At 46.2% G+C, this 17,885-nt stretch carries 16 protein-coding genes and 1 riboswitch; of the genes, 10 read left to right on the forward strand and 6 right to left on the reverse strand.

Going from position 1 to position 17,885, the window contains the following annotated elements; genetic code table 11:
* Positions 1-109: 109 nt before the first annotated feature.
* The 3 genes from K7G97_RS01215 to K7G97_RS01225 are packed head-to-tail and all read left to right on the forward strand — an operon-like array spanning position 110 to position 3,079.
* Positions 110-823 (forward strand): IspD/TarI family cytidylyltransferase, encoded by a 714-nt coding sequence (locus tag K7G97_RS01215; RefSeq protein WP_056064491.1) that lies wholly within the window; start codon positions 110-112, stop codon positions 821-823.
* Positions 820-1,845, forward strand: coding sequence for a ribitol-5-phosphate dehydrogenase (locus tag K7G97_RS01220; protein ID WP_064300479.1), 1,026 nt, complete (start codon positions 820-822; stop codon positions 1,843-1,845). The genes K7G97_RS01215 and K7G97_RS01220 overlap by 4 nt, the downstream gene beginning before the upstream one ends.
* 31 nt (positions 1,846-1,876) lie before the next feature.
* The gene (locus K7G97_RS01225; protein WP_223041147.1) at positions 1,877-3,079 is read left to right on the forward strand and encodes a CDP-glycerol glycerophosphotransferase family protein; all 1,203 of its coding nucleotides are present in this window, start codon (positions 1,877-1,879) and stop codon (positions 3,077-3,079) included.
* Positions 3,080-3,199: 120 nt separating this feature from the next.
* Here K7G97_RS01225 and K7G97_RS01230 read toward each other — a convergent pair whose 3' ends face one another.
* From K7G97_RS01230 to K7G97_RS01245, 4 genes are all read right to left on the reverse strand, one after another.
* The gene (locus tag K7G97_RS01230; protein ID WP_023466727.1) at positions 3,200-3,757 is read right to left on the reverse strand and encodes a nitroreductase family protein; all 558 of its coding nucleotides are present in this window, start codon (positions 3,755-3,757) and stop codon (positions 3,200-3,202) included.
* 125 nt (positions 3,758-3,882) lie between these two features.
* Positions 3,883-4,440, reverse strand: coding sequence for a hypothetical protein (locus tag K7G97_RS01235; protein WP_223041148.1), 558 nt, complete (start codon positions 4,438-4,440; stop codon positions 3,883-3,885).
* A gap of 345 nt (positions 4,441-4,785) precedes the next feature.
* The gene (locus K7G97_RS01240) at positions 4,786-6,477 is read right to left on the reverse strand and encodes a DHA2 family efflux MFS transporter permease subunit (protein ID WP_058265449.1); all 1,692 of its coding nucleotides are present in this window, start codon (positions 6,475-6,477) and stop codon (positions 4,786-4,788) included.
* 12 nt (positions 6,478-6,489) lie between these two features.
* Entirely contained in the window at positions 6,490-7,146 is a 657-nt protein-coding gene (locus K7G97_RS01245) for an HlyD family secretion protein (RefSeq protein WP_035399222.1), read from the reverse strand.
* A 192-nt stretch (positions 7,147-7,338) separates the two neighbouring features.
* Here K7G97_RS01245 and K7G97_RS01250 point away from each other — a divergent pair, with 192 nt between their 5' ends.
* Positions 7,339-7,944: a TetR/AcrR family transcriptional regulator gene (locus K7G97_RS01250; protein ID WP_223041149.1), complete on the forward strand. Its 606-nt coding sequence runs from the start codon at positions 7,339-7,341 to the stop codon at positions 7,942-7,944.
* Positions 7,945-7,986: 42 nt separating this feature from the next.
* Here the strand turns inward: K7G97_RS01250 and K7G97_RS01255 are convergent, their stop codons facing one another.
* On the reverse strand, positions 7,987-9,078 hold the full coding sequence (locus K7G97_RS01255; RefSeq protein WP_231884709.1) for a diguanylate cyclase: 1,092 nt from the start codon (positions 9,076-9,078) through the stop codon (positions 7,987-7,989).
* Between the two features lie 138 nt (positions 9,079-9,216).
* Positions 9,217-9,672, reverse strand: coding sequence for a MarR family winged helix-turn-helix transcriptional regulator (locus K7G97_RS01260; RefSeq protein WP_058265451.1), 456 nt, complete (start codon positions 9,670-9,672; stop codon positions 9,217-9,219).
* A 165-nt stretch (positions 9,673-9,837) separates the two neighbouring features.
* A riboswitch (Lysine riboswitch) is annotated at positions 9,838-10,026 on the forward strand.
* A gap of 133 nt (positions 10,027-10,159) precedes the next feature.
* Between K7G97_RS01260 and K7G97_RS01265 the strand changes: the two genes are divergently transcribed.
* From K7G97_RS01265 to K7G97_RS01290, 6 genes are all read left to right on the forward strand, one after another.
* Complete coding sequence (locus K7G97_RS01265) at positions 10,160-11,641, forward strand: amino acid permease (RefSeq protein ID WP_058265452.1); 1,482 nt, start codon at positions 10,160-10,162, stop codon at positions 11,639-11,641.
* A gap of 151 nt (positions 11,642-11,792) precedes the next feature.
* Entirely contained in the window at positions 11,793-13,553 is a 1,761-nt protein-coding gene (locus K7G97_RS01270; protein WP_223041150.1) for a solute:sodium symporter family transporter, read from the forward strand.
* A 60-nt stretch (positions 13,554-13,613) separates the two neighbouring features.
* Complete coding sequence (locus tag K7G97_RS01275) at positions 13,614-13,796, forward strand: hypothetical protein (protein WP_035399267.1); 183 nt, start codon at positions 13,614-13,616, stop codon at positions 13,794-13,796.
* Positions 13,797-13,865: 69 nt separating this feature from the next.
* Positions 13,866-14,813: a peptide-methionine (S)-S-oxide reductase MsrA gene (gene msrA / locus K7G97_RS01280; protein ID WP_149426647.1), complete on the forward strand. Its 948-nt coding sequence runs from the start codon at positions 13,866-13,868 to the stop codon at positions 14,811-14,813.
* Between the two features lie 67 nt (positions 14,814-14,880).
* Positions 14,881-16,188 carry a DUF2252 domain-containing protein gene (locus K7G97_RS01285; RefSeq protein ID WP_223041151.1) on the forward strand — a complete coding sequence of 436 codons (1,308 nt, stop codon included), beginning with the start codon at positions 14,881-14,883 and terminating at the stop codon, positions 16,186-16,188.
* Between the two features lie 214 nt (positions 16,189-16,402).
* Positions 16,403-17,839 carry a branched-chain amino acid transporter BcaP gene (locus K7G97_RS01290; protein WP_223041152.1) on the forward strand — a complete coding sequence of 479 codons (1,437 nt, stop codon included), beginning with the start codon at positions 16,403-16,405 and terminating at the stop codon, positions 17,837-17,839.
* Positions 17,840-17,885: the final 46 nt, after the last annotated feature.

The following is a 17,885-nucleotide window of genomic DNA, read 5'->3' on the forward strand; positions in this document are numbered from 1 at the left end:
TTACACATACCCTGAACGCTAGGGAAAGAAAACCGAAATTCGATTATTTCATAAGGGAGGGAAGCAGGTCGTCTCGTTTGAAAGAGCCAACGAGACACTGCGTCAGAAGATGATTTATGCAGCCATTTTAGCTGGAGGAAAAGGAACACGGATGGGGAATGTCGATCGACCGAAACAATTCTTATCGATCGGAGAACGTCCAATCATCGTCCATACAGTAGAGAAATTCCTATTACATGAGGATTTTGACCGCATCATCATCGTCACACCGACTGCTTGGATTAACTATACGCGCGATATTTTGGAGAAATACATTGGAAAAGATGAACGCCTCGTCATTACACCGGGTGGACAGGATCGTAATGAATCGATCATGGCAGCGGTGAACTGGATCGAAGAGAAAAACGGTCTGTCTGAGGAAGATATCATCGTCACACACGACGCCGTCCGTCCGTTCTTAACGCATCGCATCATTAAAGAAAACATTGAAGCAGCGCAAGAGTTCGGTTCATGCGACACGGTCATTTCAGCAATCGATACGATCGTCGCGTCAACGAACGGTAAAACGATCACGGATATTCCGGTTCGTGATCAAATGTATCAAGGGCAGACACCACAAAGTTTCCAGATCACGAAGTTGAAATCGCATTATGAGTCGCTTTCAACGGAAGAACGAGCGATTTTGACGGATGCGTGTAAGATCCTTCTTCTGAAAGGGGAAGATGTCGCGCTCGTCACAGGGGAACTGTTCAACATTAAAGTGACGACACCATACGACCTACGGATTGCAAATGCTATCTTGAAGGAGCGGATTCATCAATGATTAACCAAGTCTATCAACTCGTCGCCCCGCGTCAAATCGAAGTGACGTATGATGAACGGTCATTGAATACCGATCGTGTTGTCGTGCGTCCAACGTATTTATCGATTTGTCACGCGGATCAACGCTACTTCACGGGTAGCCGTAGTGCGGAAGTATTGGCGAAAAAATTACCGATGGCCATGATTCATGAAGGCATCGGAAAAGTCGTACATGATCCGAGTGGAACATTCAAGAAGGGAACACTCGTCGCGATGGTTCCGAATACACCGACGGAAGAAGATGACATCATCGGTGAAAACTATTTGCGAACGAGTCGTTTCCGTTCGAGTGGATACGATGGCTATATGCAAGACTATGTGTTCTTAAAAGCAGATCGTCTTGTCGAAGTACCGGCTGATCTTGACCCTGAAGTCGCGGCATTCACTGAACTCGTTAGTGTATCGGTCCATGCCTTGACTCGTTTCGAAAAGATTGCCCATCCGCGTCGGGAGACGTTCGGAGTGTGGGGGGACGGGAACCTTGGCTTCATCACAGCACTCTTGCTACGTAAGTTGTATCCGGAAGCGAAATTACTCGTCTTTGGCAAAACGCAGTCGAAGCTTGACTATTTCTCGTTTGCAGACGAGACGTACCACATCGACCAGATTCCAGCCGATGTCTCCTTCAACCACGGTTTCGAATGTGTTGGGGGAATTGGCAGCCAATATGCGATCAATCAGATGATCGACTATATCATTCCGGAAGGCACGATGGCGTTACTTGGCGTATCAGAAGATGCCGTCGCGATCAACACGCGGATGATTCTTGAAAAAGGACTTCGTGTCTACGGTTCAAGTCGGAGTACACCGGCTGATTTCGCACGGACGATGGAATTGTATCAAGCACATCCTGATATTCCAGCTTATTTATCGAACCTGGTTTCAGGCGTATTCCAAATCCGACAAATCGAAGATATTCATAAAGCGTTTGAAAACGATTTGACGAACCGGTTCGGAAAGACGGTCATGGAATGGTGCATGTAACGATGTGCGCTGAAAAAGAGGAGAATCGTCTATGAAACAAAAAATTCGGTTATTGCAACGACGGACGGTCCACTATCTGCTTGCTATGACGTACTGGTTGACGAAACGGCTACCGATTCAACCGAAAAAAGTCGTCTTTGCGACGTATCGTTCCGATCGTCTTGTCGATAACTTTCGTGCCGTCTACGATGAACTCGAACGACGCGACTTAGGGTATGAATACGTTTTTTTGTTAAAGCGATTCCCTCAATCGTTGGCGGGGCAAATCCAATACGTCTTTCATATGATGCGGGCGACGTACGAATTAGCGACTGCTCGTTACTTCATCATTGATGACTATTATTACCCTGTATATGTGTCGTCCTTACGGAAAGGAACAGAAGTCATTCAGCTATGGCATGCTTGTGGAGCCTTTAAAAAGTTCGGCTATAGTGTGCTTGATAAATCCTATTCGCCGGATGATGATTATTTGAAGATGGTCCAGATTCACCGGAACTATAGCAAGGTCTATGTTTCCGGTGAAGCATGTATCGCACCATATGCGGATGCTTTCGGAATGGAGCAGAAACGGATCTATCCCTTAGGGGTTCCACGGACGGATCAGCTACTGAACACAGCACGCCAAGCCCGTGTTCGAGAAAAGTTGTATGACCGATATCCAGAATGGCGCAAGAAACGAATCATCTTACTCGCACCGACGTTCCGAGGAAATGGACAGACAACGGCACATTACGATCAAGAGCTCGATTTTGAGAAGTTCCGTCGTGAGCTTGGACCGGATACAGTCCTCTTGCTTCGCATGCACCCGTTTGTTCTTAATCCACCAGTCGTACCGGACGCGTATGCGGATCAAATCATTAATATGACAGACTATCCGGACATCAATGATTTGATGCAGATTGCGGATATTCTGATTACGGATTATTCGTCTGTCATCTTCGAGTTTGCCTTGTTGCAGAAGCCGATGATTTTTCTCGTCAACGATTTGCAGTCATATAAAGCAGAACGCGATTTCTACTTTCCATACGAAACCTTCGTGCCGGGACCAATCGTGTCGACGTTTGAAGACGTCATTGCTTGGATTAAACGTGGACAATTCGATACACAGAAAATCGAGACATTCGCGAATCAGTTCTTTACGTATCAGGATGGAGAAGCGACCAAACGAATCGTCGACCATATGTTATATGACACGATTCCAGAGGCGCCTGTCTATACGAAAACACCAGTGTGAATACAGAAAAACGTTCCGATTGCGTCTCCATTTGGGGAGAGAGACGTCATCGGAACGTTTTTATTTTTGAATTGGGGCTTGATTGGCGCGAGCAGGGGTAGCTCGCAGAATGCGCACCTCTTAAAAGTGCGTCAACTTGTCCTTTGCGGACGTTCTCGGTTTGACAGGTGGAACGATGGCAGGCCAGCCGATTTGAATGACGCCGAGAACGCGTTCGTTTTCAGAAGCGTCAACGAGTGAGGCATACTCTGGTGTGAACCAGTGTTTCCCGCTCTTCCAGCAACACCCAAGACCTCGTTCTGTTGCTACCAACTGCAGGTTTTGAATCATCGCAGCTGTTGCAAGTGTATCCTCGAGCTGTTGATCCGGTGTCCCTTGTACCTGACAAAGTACCGTTAAATAAACCGGAACTTCCCGTAATTTTTGTTCAGCCTGTTGACGTTGTTCAGACGTTTTCGTCTCGAATTGACCACGCGCTGTCAGCAATTCCATCAAGGCATCGACATACCGTGTTTGTCCGTCTTCGATTGCGAGAACAAAGCGCCAAGGCTCTCTTAATTTATGATTCGGGGCATAAATCGCCGTGTCGAGTAATGCTTCTACCAATTCGACCGGAACGGGTTGTTCCGTATAGGACCGGATCGACCGGCGTGTTTCGATCACTTGTTGGGCATGCATCCGTTTCATCTCCTCACTGAGTACTTTTTCACTATAAATGATAACGATTATCATTGTCAACGTTATTTGTCAGAAAACAAAAAAAGACGATTCCCGATAGGAAATCATCTTTCGTTGTATTCGGGTTAAGAGGCTTTTCGTTCCTCGTCTTGATCTTGAGCAACAGTCGTTAGTTTCTTTTTCATAAGACGAATCCGGTATAGGGCAAATAGATAATGGGCGAAATAGATCGTAAAACCAAGGAAAATCGTTAATGCTACATGAATTTGAACGCCGGGAACAGCATGAAGCTGAATGAAGAGCAAGACAGACATTGCCATCGTATAAAGCACCATTTCCACCGATTGTGGCATGACGCGTTGACGTTTTAAGAAAAAGGAACGCATGAGTGGCAGGACGACGAGACTGACGAGACGATCAACCAGTCCGATGACGAGCACGCTGATCACCATCGCTAAACCATTTTCAAAAGCGATTAACCGTGGGAAGACAAGATAGGTGACGAGTAATAGTGGTCCAACTAATAAAAAGATTGAAATCGAGGCACGTGCGAATACGAAGAGCCCGTTGACACTTGTTAAAAAGGCACGAACGATCTTTTGTGACCAAGGGGACGGTCGACCAACTTGCCAAGCAAAACAACAAGCAAAGATGAACGCATAAAATTGCAGAAAGGCAACCATAAAGCATCTCCTTTAGATATGAAACTCATTGTCCCTAGTGTATCGATTTTAGGGCTGAAGTGCAAAGAAGAACTTTTCGTAAAGTATAAGAAAAGAGGCTGACTCAAAAAAGAATGACGCGTCTTTTCACGCCCTTTCCTCAGGCGAGACACAAGCCAGTTTTCCTGCTTTATTCAAGCAGGAAAGCGGGTCTTGTTTGTCTCTGACAGCGCAAAGATGCGCTTTTTCCTGTAGGAGTTGCGTGAAACGCGTCATTCTTTTTGTTATGAGGTAAGGGTGGCAGATCATCATTCTGCCACCCTTATCTTTGTGGAAACTGACTTTTGAGTCAGCTCCTTTCGTCAATCAATCCAGATTCGGTTCTTTTTTTCCGTGCAAGAAGAAGGACAGAATCAGTGCAAGCGCAGATAAGACGGTAGCAATCCAGAACGCATCGGTGATTCCTTGGATCGTCGCTTGTTTCGTCAGCATCGTAAACCAACTCGTTGAAGCGGCTTGTGAGCTACCCAACTGTTGTCCAAGATCGTTTAAATGTTGCGAAAGCGTCGGGTCGAGCGTCGTAAACTGATTCGCGTCGTCTGCCAAGTGAGCCGTCGTTTGACGGGTCATGACGGTGACGAGAATTGCCGTTCCGATGGAGCCGGCGACTTGACGAAGTGTGTTTTGGGTCGCGTTTCCGTGTGGGATCATCTTCATCGGTAAAGCGTTCATACCGGCAGTCATGATTGGCATCATGATGAATGCCATACCGAATGACCGAAGCATGTAGATGCCCATGATGGAATAATACGACGTATCCATGTTTAATTGCGTCAATTCCCATGTCCCGTACGTCATCAACGTCAAACCGAAGATAGCGAGCGGTCGAATACCGAAGCGGTCAAATAAACGACCGGCAATCGGTCCGGTGATTCCCATGATCAGTGATCCGGGCAAAAGGAGAAGACCTGAATCGACCGGTGAAAAACCGCGAATGCTTTGAAGGTAAATCGGTAAAAGCAACATCCCGCCGAACAAGGCCATCGTGACGATGACATTGATGAAGAGGGTGAACGAAAATTCCGGAACCTTTAACACACGAATATTCAACATTGGATCTTCCATCGACAGCTCACGCATTGCAAAAGCAGCAATTCCAATTAAGCCGATGACGATCGTGCTGATGACGATCGGGCTATCCCAGCCGTCATTCCCGGCTTCACTGAATCCGTAAAGGAGACTCCCGAATCCGATCGTACTAAATAAGACGCCCAGTGCGTCGAAAGAAGGTTTCGAGAGTGGCTGCGTCAGGCGGAACCAGGCTGTACCGAGTAACAATGTCACTAATCCAAAGAACGACATCGCATAAAACATGACGTGCCAGTCATAGTTTTGGATGACATATCCCGTGATCGTAGGTCCGACAGCAGGAGCCAGAATCATCGCGATTCCGAGCATTCCCATGGCAGCACCGCGCTTATGCGGTGGGAACAATGTCATGAAGACGTTTGATCCGAGTGGCATCAAGATACCAGCCCCCGCTGCCTGAACGACACGACCGATCATCATGACCGGGAAGTTCATTGCCATCGAACAGATGACCGATCCGAAGAAAAACAGTGTCATCGAAGCGAGAAACAGCTGGCGGAACGTATAGCTTCGCATCAAAAAGGCACTAATCGGAATCAAAATCCCGTTGACGAGCATGAAGCCCGTCGTCAACCACTGGGCAGTGGACGTCGACACGTTAAAGTCATTGATCAGAACCGGTAACGCGACATTGATCAACGTTTGGTTCAAAATAGCAATGAACATACCGATGAGTAAGACCGTCAGTACTTTCGGAATACTGACGTTTTCAGTCGATACCTGCTTAGAAGGTGCTGCGACTGGTGGTGTCACGGTCATCGTCGGTTCCGCCTCGAGGGATTCCTCAAGAGTCGGTCCGTCCGTCGCCAGCGCCGTGTCGGATGAGCGACTTCGACGGGCGATCCAGTTGACGCCGATAATGATCAGAATCGTGAACGCACTGTATCCGAACAAGAAGGTAGTAGACATGAACGTCCCTCCTTAATCCTTATGAATGCGGACGGTCACATTCATACCAGGTCGAATGTCGAGTGATTTTTCTTGCGAGAGTGAGACTTTAACAGGAATGACTTGTGCGACTTTCGTGTAGTTCGCATTTCCGTTTGAAGAAGGCATCATTGAGAACGTGGAAGCCGTCGTCATACCGATTTGCTCGACTTCACCAGAAAGTGTCGTGTCCGGGTAGCTGTCGACGTAAACATCCACTGTTTGTCCGACTTTGATTTCATCGATTTCTGTTTCTTCGATGTTCGCTGTGACCCAAAGGTCGTTTAAGTCAAAACCATATGCAAGAGGTGTACCTGCTGCGACGAAGCCGTTCTTTGTCGCCATCGACTGAACGATCGTTGCTTTTGAGGGCATTGAAACCGAGAGATCCGTCGGTTTTTGTCCGGCTTGTGCCGTCATGACGTGTCCGACTGTTGCGCCACTGGCAAGTGATTCGCCTGTTTTCGCAGACCAGTCTGTTAATTTACCAGCGCTTGGGCTCGCAACCGTTATCATCTTACCGTCGATTTTCGCATTGTCTGTTTTGACATAGCTCGTTGCTTGATCGTAATAGTAGTATCCGACAACACCACCACCGATTAAAACGATGAGTGTCACGATATTGATGATCAATAATTTTTTCATACTCATAGGTGTGTTAGCATCCTTTCTTGTGTACAATCGATTCAAAAAAAGTACTCCTCTGGGGGGAGGAGTAATTAATATAGTTAATTATATGGAACGTTAGCTAACAAACAACCGACAATTTCCGACAAAATGTTGGAAAAATAGATGATAACGGATTCATTAATGAAAAGATGGTGAAAAAGGAGTGAAATATGGATGAATGAGAGCCGTGATCCCCGACCAAAACGGTCACGTGACCGTATTACGATGGAATTATTTCGTTTACTGAAGACGCACAGCTTCTCGAGCATTACTGTCAAAATGTTGACGGATGGAGCAGGTGTGAATCGTTCGACCTTCTACGCACACTATACGGATAAGTATGATTTGCTCGACCAAGTCGTTGAGGAGCAAATGAAAGCACTTGAACAAGCGATTCGGATCACGGGTACAGGAATTGTCTTTCCGACAGTCGAGCAGGTGAGTCGCTATTTTGCTCGTTTGTTCATTCATATCGAAGAAAATGAACTATTCTATCAGACGATGCTCGTTCAAGGACCGATCAAAACGTTCATCTCTCGTTTTCTCGATACATTGAAAGAGAATTATCGAATTGTGTTTCGACCGCAAATCACAGAAGAAGCTACGTTCGTCGATCGGGACTTATTATTGAACTATGTTATTGGTGGACAGTTAGGATTGTTGATTTCTTGGTTACGAAACGGTCGACCGTATTCATCAGAATACATGGCAGAACAATTAAGTCGGATGATTGTTTTCGGAACGGTTGAAAGCATCGGTTTTCCTAAAGAGACGGAATGAAGACGTAAAAAAGACACTCCCCTACGGAAGTGTCCCATTAGTTTAAGCTTGTCGGAATGCAAGTTCTTTCGTATAAATCGTACTCCGGTTCCGTCCGCTTTCTTTTGAGTAATACAACGCTTTATCTGCCTGTTGTAATGCTTCAAGTGACGTGTGCGAACCACTAGAATGTGAAATCCCAAGTGAGATCGTGATTTGCAGATCAGGTACATCTGCTGTCGGGAACAGGTTACGTGCGACCGTCAACCGAGCTAGTTCTGCTATTTTTTGCGCTTCTTTCGCCGAAGTACTTGGTAAGATGATTAAAAATTCTTCACCACCGTACCGTCCGACGAGGTCGTCTGGACGCGTCAAGGAAGCGAGAGTCATGCCGAGTTGGCGTAACACATCATCGCCCGCATCATGACCATATGTATCATTGACATGCTTGAAGAAATCGATATCGATGAGCACAAGTGAATAGCCTTGATCGGTCGAACCGACAAGCGATAGCGAGTCATCCAGACGACGGCGATTGGCGAGCCCTGTCAAAGCATCCGTCATGGCGAGTTTCTGCTGATACTGGATGTTTTCGAAGTGACGGCGTAATTCCGTCAGTAATCGAAAGGCAACAAAGCCAGCTAATAAATTAAAGAAGACGTACGCAATCGAGATTTTAAAGAATGTCGACCAGCTGTGCGTCAAGATGTAGATGGCGGGTAACGAATAGAGAATACCGACCAACACCATAAGTTGAAAATGACGCATCGAGACATGGACGAATCGACGAATGATCCCAATCGTCGTGATGAATAAGACGATGATCAGCGTAGATAAATAAAATCCTTCCATTTGATCAACTGGTGTTAAAAAGTAACGTGTCCCGATGATCATTGCTCCTGCAACGATGGCGCTTGGGAAACCACCGAACAGCATGGCGATCGCGACGGGAACGATACGTAAATCAACACGGGCGACATCGATTTGGATCCCATTGAACATTAATAAGACCGCAATCAGACCAGAGACTGCTCCGAGTATAAGTCGAATGCTCCATTTGGAGTTCAATGAAATACGCGGTTGATTCCGAAACGGTAAGAACAAGAGAGTAATCGTTGTGAACAGTAGACAAAAGTTAATGATGAATTGATTCATGATGGACAACAAATCCTCCCAACTCCCCCAGCTAACAGATTTCCATATATATACTTCTAGTATACTCAAGTAGATAACGGTTAGACAGAGGGAAATCTTTAGACCAAAATAGAAAAAACGGTAGAAAATCTACCGTTTTTAAGAAGATGAAGTAAGGGTATCCTCATCCATCGTCTGTAAAATTTTATCAAAGACATGAACCATCGTTTCGAGCTCTTCTTCGGTCAATGTACCGAAGCGGTCTTGTAAATAGTTTTTCCGGACGATTTCGAGATCCCGAAATGCACGTTCCCCGTCCTCCGTCAAAGCGAGTACGATTGAACGACGATCTTCCGTCGAACGTGTCCGTGTGACATATCCTTGTTTATACAGCTTATCCGTCAAAGCAGTGACTTGACTCGTCGCGAGCTCAAATTGTTCCGCAAGAAGCGTCGGGCGCTGAGGACCATTTTCAGAAAGGCTTCGTAAGATGAAAAATTCACTCCGAGTCGCCGTTCCTTCAAATAGCCGGTTAAGTTCACGTCGCAGGGTACGAAGAATGACACGCATTTGTTCTTCGAGTCGATAAGTTAGCAAATCACGTTCCTGTGGCATGCAAGCAGCATCCTTTCTCTCAGTGGACTTCTACCATTTAGTGTACTAAACATATCGGATTTTTACCATCGACTACCCGATATTCGAAAAAGGCAATTGACAATTTCGTGGCGTTTTGTGTAATATGGCGTAGTAATAACTAACTTAATTCAGTTCTCACTCAACCAGTGGGATGGAGGTTGCAATTCTTAAGAGTACGGTTACGGATGTCGTCAAGCGACAGATGAGGTGATCTGAAAGGAAGAATTGCCGAAATCAATCATCGCTTTGAAGATGATCGATTGGGATTAGATCAAATAGGTCTAATACTGTCACAAGTCGGGTATCACCTACTTGTGGAGAGCTATCTTTCACGACGGTAGAATGAGGCGCATCCATTTTATTATGTTGCGTTCTCATCTTCCATCTGGAAGATGAGGGCGCTTTTTGTTTTTTTCATTCAAAAAGTGTCCTCTCAAAAAAATCTAAACAGAGAGAAGCGAACGAAATGAACAATCTAGATGTGAAACAAACAACAGATTCGACAGCAGAAGGATTAAAACGTGGATTACAAGCCCGTCATATGTCGATGATCGCCATCGGTGGGGCAATCGGAACAGGACTTTTCATTGCGTCCGGTGCTTCCGTCGCAGCAGCAGGACCAGGTGGGGCGCTCCTATCGTATGCAATCGTTGGTCTGATGGTCTACTTCCTCATGACAAGTCTTGGTGAAATGGCAGCGTACATGCCGGTCGCCGGATCCTTCTCGACATATGGAACGAAATTCGTCGATCCATCATTCGGTTTTGCACTCGGTTGGAACTACTGGTACAACTGGGCAGTCACGATCGCAGTTGAGCTCGTCGCAGCACAAATCGTCATGACGTACTGGTTCCCGGACGTTCCTGGATTTTACTTCAGTGCCTTATTCCTCTTACTCATGATCGGTTTGAACTACTTCTCCGTTAAAGGATTTGGGGAAGCGGAGTATTGGTTTGCCATGATTAAAGTCGTCACCGTCATCGTCTTCTTAGTCGTCGGTGTTGCGATGATTTTCGGTGTCTTTACATCGGAGCCACCGGTTGGCTTTAAAAACTTTGCTCTTGGCGATGCGCCGTTCGTCGGTGGCATTCCTGCCGTCATCGGTATCATTCTCGTTGCCGGATTCAGTTTCCAAGGTACAGAACTGGTCGGGATTGCCGCGGGTGAATCGGAAGATCCGAAAAAGAATGTTCCAAAAGCAGTCAAACAAGTCTTCTGGCGTATCTTGCTTTTCTACGTCTTCGCGATTTTCGTCATCGGAATGCTCATTCCATATACGAGCCCGAACTTGGTTTCCAATGACATTACGGACGTCGCGGTTAGTCCGTTTACGCTCGTCTTTGAAAAAGCGGGTCTTGCCTTCTCAGCAGCACTCATGAACGCCGTCATCTTGACATCTGTTCTATCTGCCGGAAACTCAGGTATGTATGCTTCGACTCGGATGCTTTATACACTTGCTCGCCAAGGGGATGCACCGAAGTTGTTCGCGAAAGTATCGAAAAACGGTGTACCGCGTAACGCTTTGCTCGCAACAGGAGCAGTCGGTGCGCTCTGTTTCTTGACGTCGATGTTTGGTGGACAAGTCTACTTGTGGTTACTCAATGCTTCCGGTATGACAGGCTTCATCGCATGGCTCGGGATTGCGATCAGTCACTATCGTTTCCGTAAAGGATTCCTTGCACAAGGTCACTCGTTGAAAGACTTACCATATGTTGCACCAGCGTTCCCATTCGGTCCGCTGTTCGCCTTCGGTCTTTGTTTCCTCGTCATCGTCGGTCAAAACTATGCCGCATTCCTCGCGGATCAAATTGATTGGGTTGGAATTGCCGCAACGTATATCGGTATTCCGTTGTTCCTTGCTTTCTGGTTAGGACATAAATTCAAAAACCGGACGTCAATCGTTCGTTATGACGAGATGGACTTCCCAGAACATCCACGTCAATCATAATGTGTGAACCACCTTCTATAAATGAAGGTGGTTTTTTATTCCTTTAAATGAAAACGTTTTCTAAAATATAGTTTTGAAAAAGTATAAAAAAGGAATCAATGAATAAGTATTCAAAAATAGAAATATGAATAAAGAATAGGGGGGAAGGCGAATGACTACATCTGAATTATTTTTCACATTAGGTTCTGCAGCGTTTTTCATGTTGCTCGTTGCCTACATATCCTACCGATTGACGCGTGGGAAAACACAAGGCGTCGATGAATACTTCTTAGCGGGGCGAGGGCTAAATGGCGTTTTCATTGCCGGATCATTACTACTGACGAATTTGTCGGCGGAACAGTTGATTGGACTAAACGGACAATCTTTCATGGGAAACATGTCGAGTATGGCGTGGGAAGTCACGGCAGGATTTGCTGCGATCATCATGGCCATCTATCTGCTCCCGAAATTTCTTGGACTCGGTATCTCGACGTTACCGGAATACTTAAGTCACCGGTATGACGAGACGGTTCGTCGGATGACAGTCTTACTCTTTTTGCTCGGATATATGTGCGTCACGATTCCTTCGATGCTTTATTCAGGTGGGATTGCTGTCTTGCAACTGTTCGATGTTCCGGAGCTATTTGGTCTCAGTTATACGCAGTCCCTTTGGTTAGTCGTTTGGGTCGTCGGGATCATCGGAGCGATTTATGCGATTTTTGGAGGGCTCCGTGCGGTGGCTGTCTCGGATACCTTGAACGGAATCGGGCTTGTCTTCGTCGGATTCCTAGTTCCAGTGCTTGGCTTTATTGCACTGGGTGACGGGAATTTACTTCAAGGGATGAAGACGATTGCGACTGTGCAACCAGAGAAGCTGAACGCAATCGGAAGCTCAACCGATGCCGTTCCGTTCTTCTCGATTTTCACGGGTATCCTATTTGCGAACTTATTTTATTGGTCACTCAATCAATATGTCATTCAACGTGTGCTCGGGGCAAAAGATTTGAAGGAAGGACAGAAGGGCGTCCTCATGACAGGATTTTTGAAGTTATTAGTTCCAATCTTCATGCTGATTCCTGGGATCATTGCCTATCACTTGTATGGGAACACACTAACAAGCGGTGATTTATCATATCCTCGACTCATTACGGAGTTACTGCCGGTCTCGCTGATGGGATTTTTCTTAGCTGTCTTACTCGGAGCCGTCTTCAGTTCGTTTAACTCGTTGCTCAATAGTATTGCGACACTTTTCGTCCTCGATATCTATCAGCCGGTGTTTGCGAAAGAGGCGAGTGATGAACATTTGATTCGTGTCAGTAAATGGTTCGGAACGATCGTTGCCTTGATTTCTTTCGTCATCGCACCATTCTTGATGTACGCGCCGGACGGCTTATGGAGTTTGATCCGGCAATTCACAGGGTTTTTCAATATTCCGATTCTCGTCATCGTATTAATGGGGATTTTCATGAAACGAATTCCGGCAATTGCGGCGAAAATCGTCATCGTCTTTCACGTGTTCGCGTATTACTTATTCGTCTTCGGTTTCAAACAACTGTTTGGCTGGGATCATGGCATTAGCTATATTCATGGGTACGGTATTCTACTCGTGATTGAAGTGCTGTTCATGGTATTCATGGGATATCGTTACCCGGCCGTCCAGTCAAGAAAGGTCAATCGACGACAGTCTGTCGAGCTCACTCCATGGAAGTTCGCGATTCCGGTCTCGATCCTATTATGCACATCCATCATTTGGACGTACGTTCTGTTTTCAAAAATCGGACTGGCTTCTACAGCAGGAATCGTATCGATGTGGTTCTGGCCGATTACGTTAGGACTTGCCATCGCAACGATCGTATTATGGCGTGTGTCGCTAAACGCTTGGGAAGCGAAGTACCGGACCTATCTCGAAGAAGAGTACCGTCAAGCCGAATAATCCTCTCGCAGAAGACATGACATATCGGGTAAGATGAAAGAAAAACAGGAGGCGATCTTCGTGAATTACTGGTACCACTTCAAGCGTGCCTTCTTACCGATCGCATTATTGCTTGTGACGCTTGCCTTGTACCAAATGATTTATCGTTTGAATAACATCTGGTATTCGCTCGGAGGACTTCTTCTTGTCTTTGCGGCGATTTACTTCGTCATGCGTCGTCTAAAAGCGAACCCAGAGGATTGAATGAGCAGGAAAGTCGAGTCCATTCTCTGAACGCGGTAAAATAGACACATACAGAGGAGGGGAAGATAGATGGCAAAAGCAATATTTGCAGGTGGTTGTTTCTGGTGCATGGTCAAGCCATTCCATAAATATGATGGGGTAGAGCAGGTCATTTCAGGATATACCGGTGGTCATACAGAGAACCCGACTTATAAAGAGGTCTGTTCGGAAACGACAGGTCACTTGGAGGCGGTTGAAGTCACGTACGATCCGTCCGTCATTACGTACGAAGAATTACTCGATATCTTCTGGCGTCAAATCGACCCGACAGATGGCGGAGGTCAATTCAATGACCGTGGTGAATCGTACCAACCGGCTATCTTTTATGTCGATGAAGCACAGCGTGAAGCAGCTGAGCGTTCGAAAGCAGCGCTTGACGCATCAGGACGCTTCTCGCGTCCAGTCGCGGTAGAGATTCGTCCAGAAAAGCCATTTTGGCCAGCTGAAGAATATCACCAAGATTATTATAAAAAGAATCCGTTCCGTTATCAGATGTATAGTGTCGGCTCAGGTCGCGCGAAATTCATCAAGGAAGCGTGGAAGGATCACGGTAAGGAAAAAGAACTGAAAGAGCGTCTGACACCAATTCAGTATAAAGTCACACAAGAGAACGGGACAGAACCCGCTTTCCGTAACGAATATTGGGATGAAGAACGTCCAGGTCTGTATGTCGACATCGTCGATGGCACACCACTCTTCACATCAAAAGATAAGTTCCAGTCGAACTGTGGTTGGCCGAGCTTCGCTAAACCGATCTCAGAAGACAAGATGGAAGTCGAACTCGATACGAGTCACGGGATGACGCGGACGGAAGTGCGTTCTGCGAATGCGGATAGTCACCTCGGTCATATCTTCGATGATGGTCCGACAGAACTTGGTGGTCTTCGCTATTGTATCAACTCAGCAGCATTACGATTTATTCCGCTTGAAGAGCTTGATTCGGCAGGATATGGGGAATATAAAAAACATTTCGAGTAACACGTAAGGAGCAGTCAAACGATTTCGTTTTGACTGCTCTTTTTTCAAATGGAAGGGAGAGAATCGAATGTTTCGACCCGTGTATGAAGAGATTCGACAAATGACGATTGCGAAGGTACTTGATTTCTACGATCACGAAATCCGTCAGCTCGATGAGCAAGCACGTCAGGAAAAGTACGACAAGATGAGCTTGAGTCCGTTTCGCTTTTTCCGTGGGAGTTCGCATCTGTTTTATTATGATGTGACGCGAATCCCCCTTGGTTTTGATACGCCTCGCGATAAACCGACGTGGATTCAGGGAGATCTTCATTTTGAGAATTTCGGTGTCCATGGTAATGCGAAGGGAGAGATCATCTACGATGTCAACGACTTTGATGAAGGGTACTTAGGATCTTATTTATATGATTTGATTCGCATGGCGGTCTCCGTCCGGTTGTTCGCTGAAGAGGCAGGATACGACCCGACTCCTGCGATTCGAAATTATGTCCTTGAATACTTACACGATTTAAAAAAGTACGCTCTCGGAAAAGATCCGAGTGATGTTTGTTTTACGCGAGAAAATACAAAAGGACCAATCAAGAAGTTGATCAAAAAAGCAGAAAAGAAACGTGAGGAATTAATGGGAGAGCGGACGGAATTGGTGGATGGCGTGAGACGTTTTTGTACATTACCAGATATGGCAGCGGTAGATGATTCGACACGAATGGCGATTGAATCTGCTTGGTCCTCCTACATCGAGACGATTGACGCCGAGGATCGCCGTGAAGAATCGTTCTATACGATTAAGGATATTGTCAGGAAGCTAGACAGCGGAACAGCATCGATTGGTCTTGAGCGCTATTACATTCTGATTGAGGGCGAAGGTGGAGAAGAAGATTTGATTCTTGAGATGAAACAGGCGCAAACGTCCGTTCCTTCGTTATTCCTGCCTGTCTATCGACTGGAAGCAGAAGCCGTCCATCAAGGGCGACGGGTCATCACGTCTCAAAAAGCGATGCAGGCACATGAAGATCCATATCTTGGTTATTTGACGATTGGTCAAAAGGAATATTATGTACGTGAGCGTTCACCGTATAAGAAAAAGTTAAAAGCAAAGCATATCAAAAGTCAGGATGACCTCGAAAATGTCTTATGCATTCAAGGTCAAATTACCGCCAAAGTGCATGCACGGGCAGATCAAGATGCTGGGATTAAAGAAAAAATATTAACCCATCATGCGGATGTTGAAATCATTCGAGCCATCGGTGTTTCTGATACCGCTTTTTTGGAGCAAATCGAACGCTGGTCGGAAGCTTACGTCATGCGAACAAAGCTGGATTACCAAGTGTTTTTGGAATGGACGAAGACGCGAAAAACGACTGGAAACTCAAACTGAAAAAGGAATATTTTATCGGTATGTAACATCTGTTACATACCGATGTTTTTGAGAATTTTTTTATTCTTTAACAGATGAAAGCGTCACTCAAAAAACAAATAGGTATAATGACCTATATCAATTTATCAGAAAACTTCGTAAATTTTTGATTAAGTTCTTACGAACGACTCGCTTCGTACAGACAAATCACAACGAATATAGGGGGAAGTACATCATGAGTTTGACGCGGAAAAAAGATGTTTCCGCTATGATTGCTGCAAGTAAACGAAACAGTGGACTTGCTCGAAATCTTGGCGCGATGGATTTAACGTTTTTAGGAATTGGCGCCATCATCGGAACCGGAATCTTCGTTTTGACGGGAACAGGAGCATTGACTGCAGGACCAGGACTTATCGTATCATTCATTCTATCTGCCATCGCCTGTGGTCTAGCTGCTCTTGCTTACGCTGAATTCGCATCAACGATTCCGGTCAGTGGATCCGTCTATACGTACACGTACGCAACGATGGGAGAGATCTTCGCTTGGATCATCGGTTGGAACTTGATCCTCGAATATGGACTCGCCTCCAGTGCCGTTGCAGCCGGTTGGTCTGGATACTTCCAGTCCTTACTCGCAGGATTTAATATCCATGTGCCAACAGCTTTATCAGCAGCTCCTGGAGCAGTCGAAGGAGCCAAGACATACTTCAACCTTCCAGCCTTCCTGATCCTCTTTGCCATTACGGCATTGTTGTCGATGGGAATCAAGGAAACGAAACGTGTCAACAACATCATGGTTGTCATTAAATTAGCAGTCGTCGTATTGTTCATCGTCGTCGGTGTCGGCTACGTTGAACCATCAAACTGGACACCGTTCACACCGTTTGGTTGGGGAGGCGTCTTCTCGGGTGCCGCAATCGTCTTCTTCGCGTACATCGGTTTTGATGCTGTTACATCAGCAGCAGAGGAAGTTCGTGATCCGCAAAAGAACTTACCACGTGGTATCATCGGTTCGCTCGCTGTCTGTACAGTCCTTTACGTCATCGTCGCAGCCATCATGACGGGTATCGTACCGTACCAACAATTCGCTGGTATCGATCACCCGGTCTCGCTTGCGATTCAAATGGCAGGTCAAAACTGGGTTGCTGGATTCATCGATCTCGGTGCGATTCTCGGGATCACAACGGTTATTCTCGTCATGACATACGGAATGGTACGTCTTGCATTCGCCATCTCGCGTGACGGAATGTTCCCGAAAGTGTTCTCTGAAGTGCATCCGAAGTACCAAACACCATTCAAGGCGACTTGGATGATCGGACTGGGTAGCTCACTCGTTGCTGGATTTGTTCCGCTCGATGTCATCGCAAACCTCGTCAACATGGGTACACTCGCAGCCTTCGTCTTGATCTCTGTCGCTGTCTTGATTCTTCGTAAGACACAGCCCGATCTCCCACGTGCGTTCAAATGTCCCGGTATGCCGTATGTGCCAATCGCAGCAATCGCTGCATGTCTTTTCTTGATGTTCAACTTGAAGCTCGAGACATGGATTGCTTTTGGAATCTGGCTTGCTATTGGTTTAGTCCTTTACTTTACGTTTGCACGTAAGAGTTCGAATTTACACCCAGGCAACATGCCGGCAGCGGAACTCGCTGCTTCGAAAGAAGAACAGTAACACACAAGAAGACCCGGTCGCCTGAAGGCGATCGGGTCTTCTGATG

Source organism: Exiguobacterium acetylicum, assembly GCF_019890935.1.
In the GTDB taxonomy this organism is placed as follows: Bacteria; Bacillota; Bacilli; order Exiguobacteriales; family Exiguobacteriaceae; genus Exiguobacterium_A; species Exiguobacterium_A abrahamii.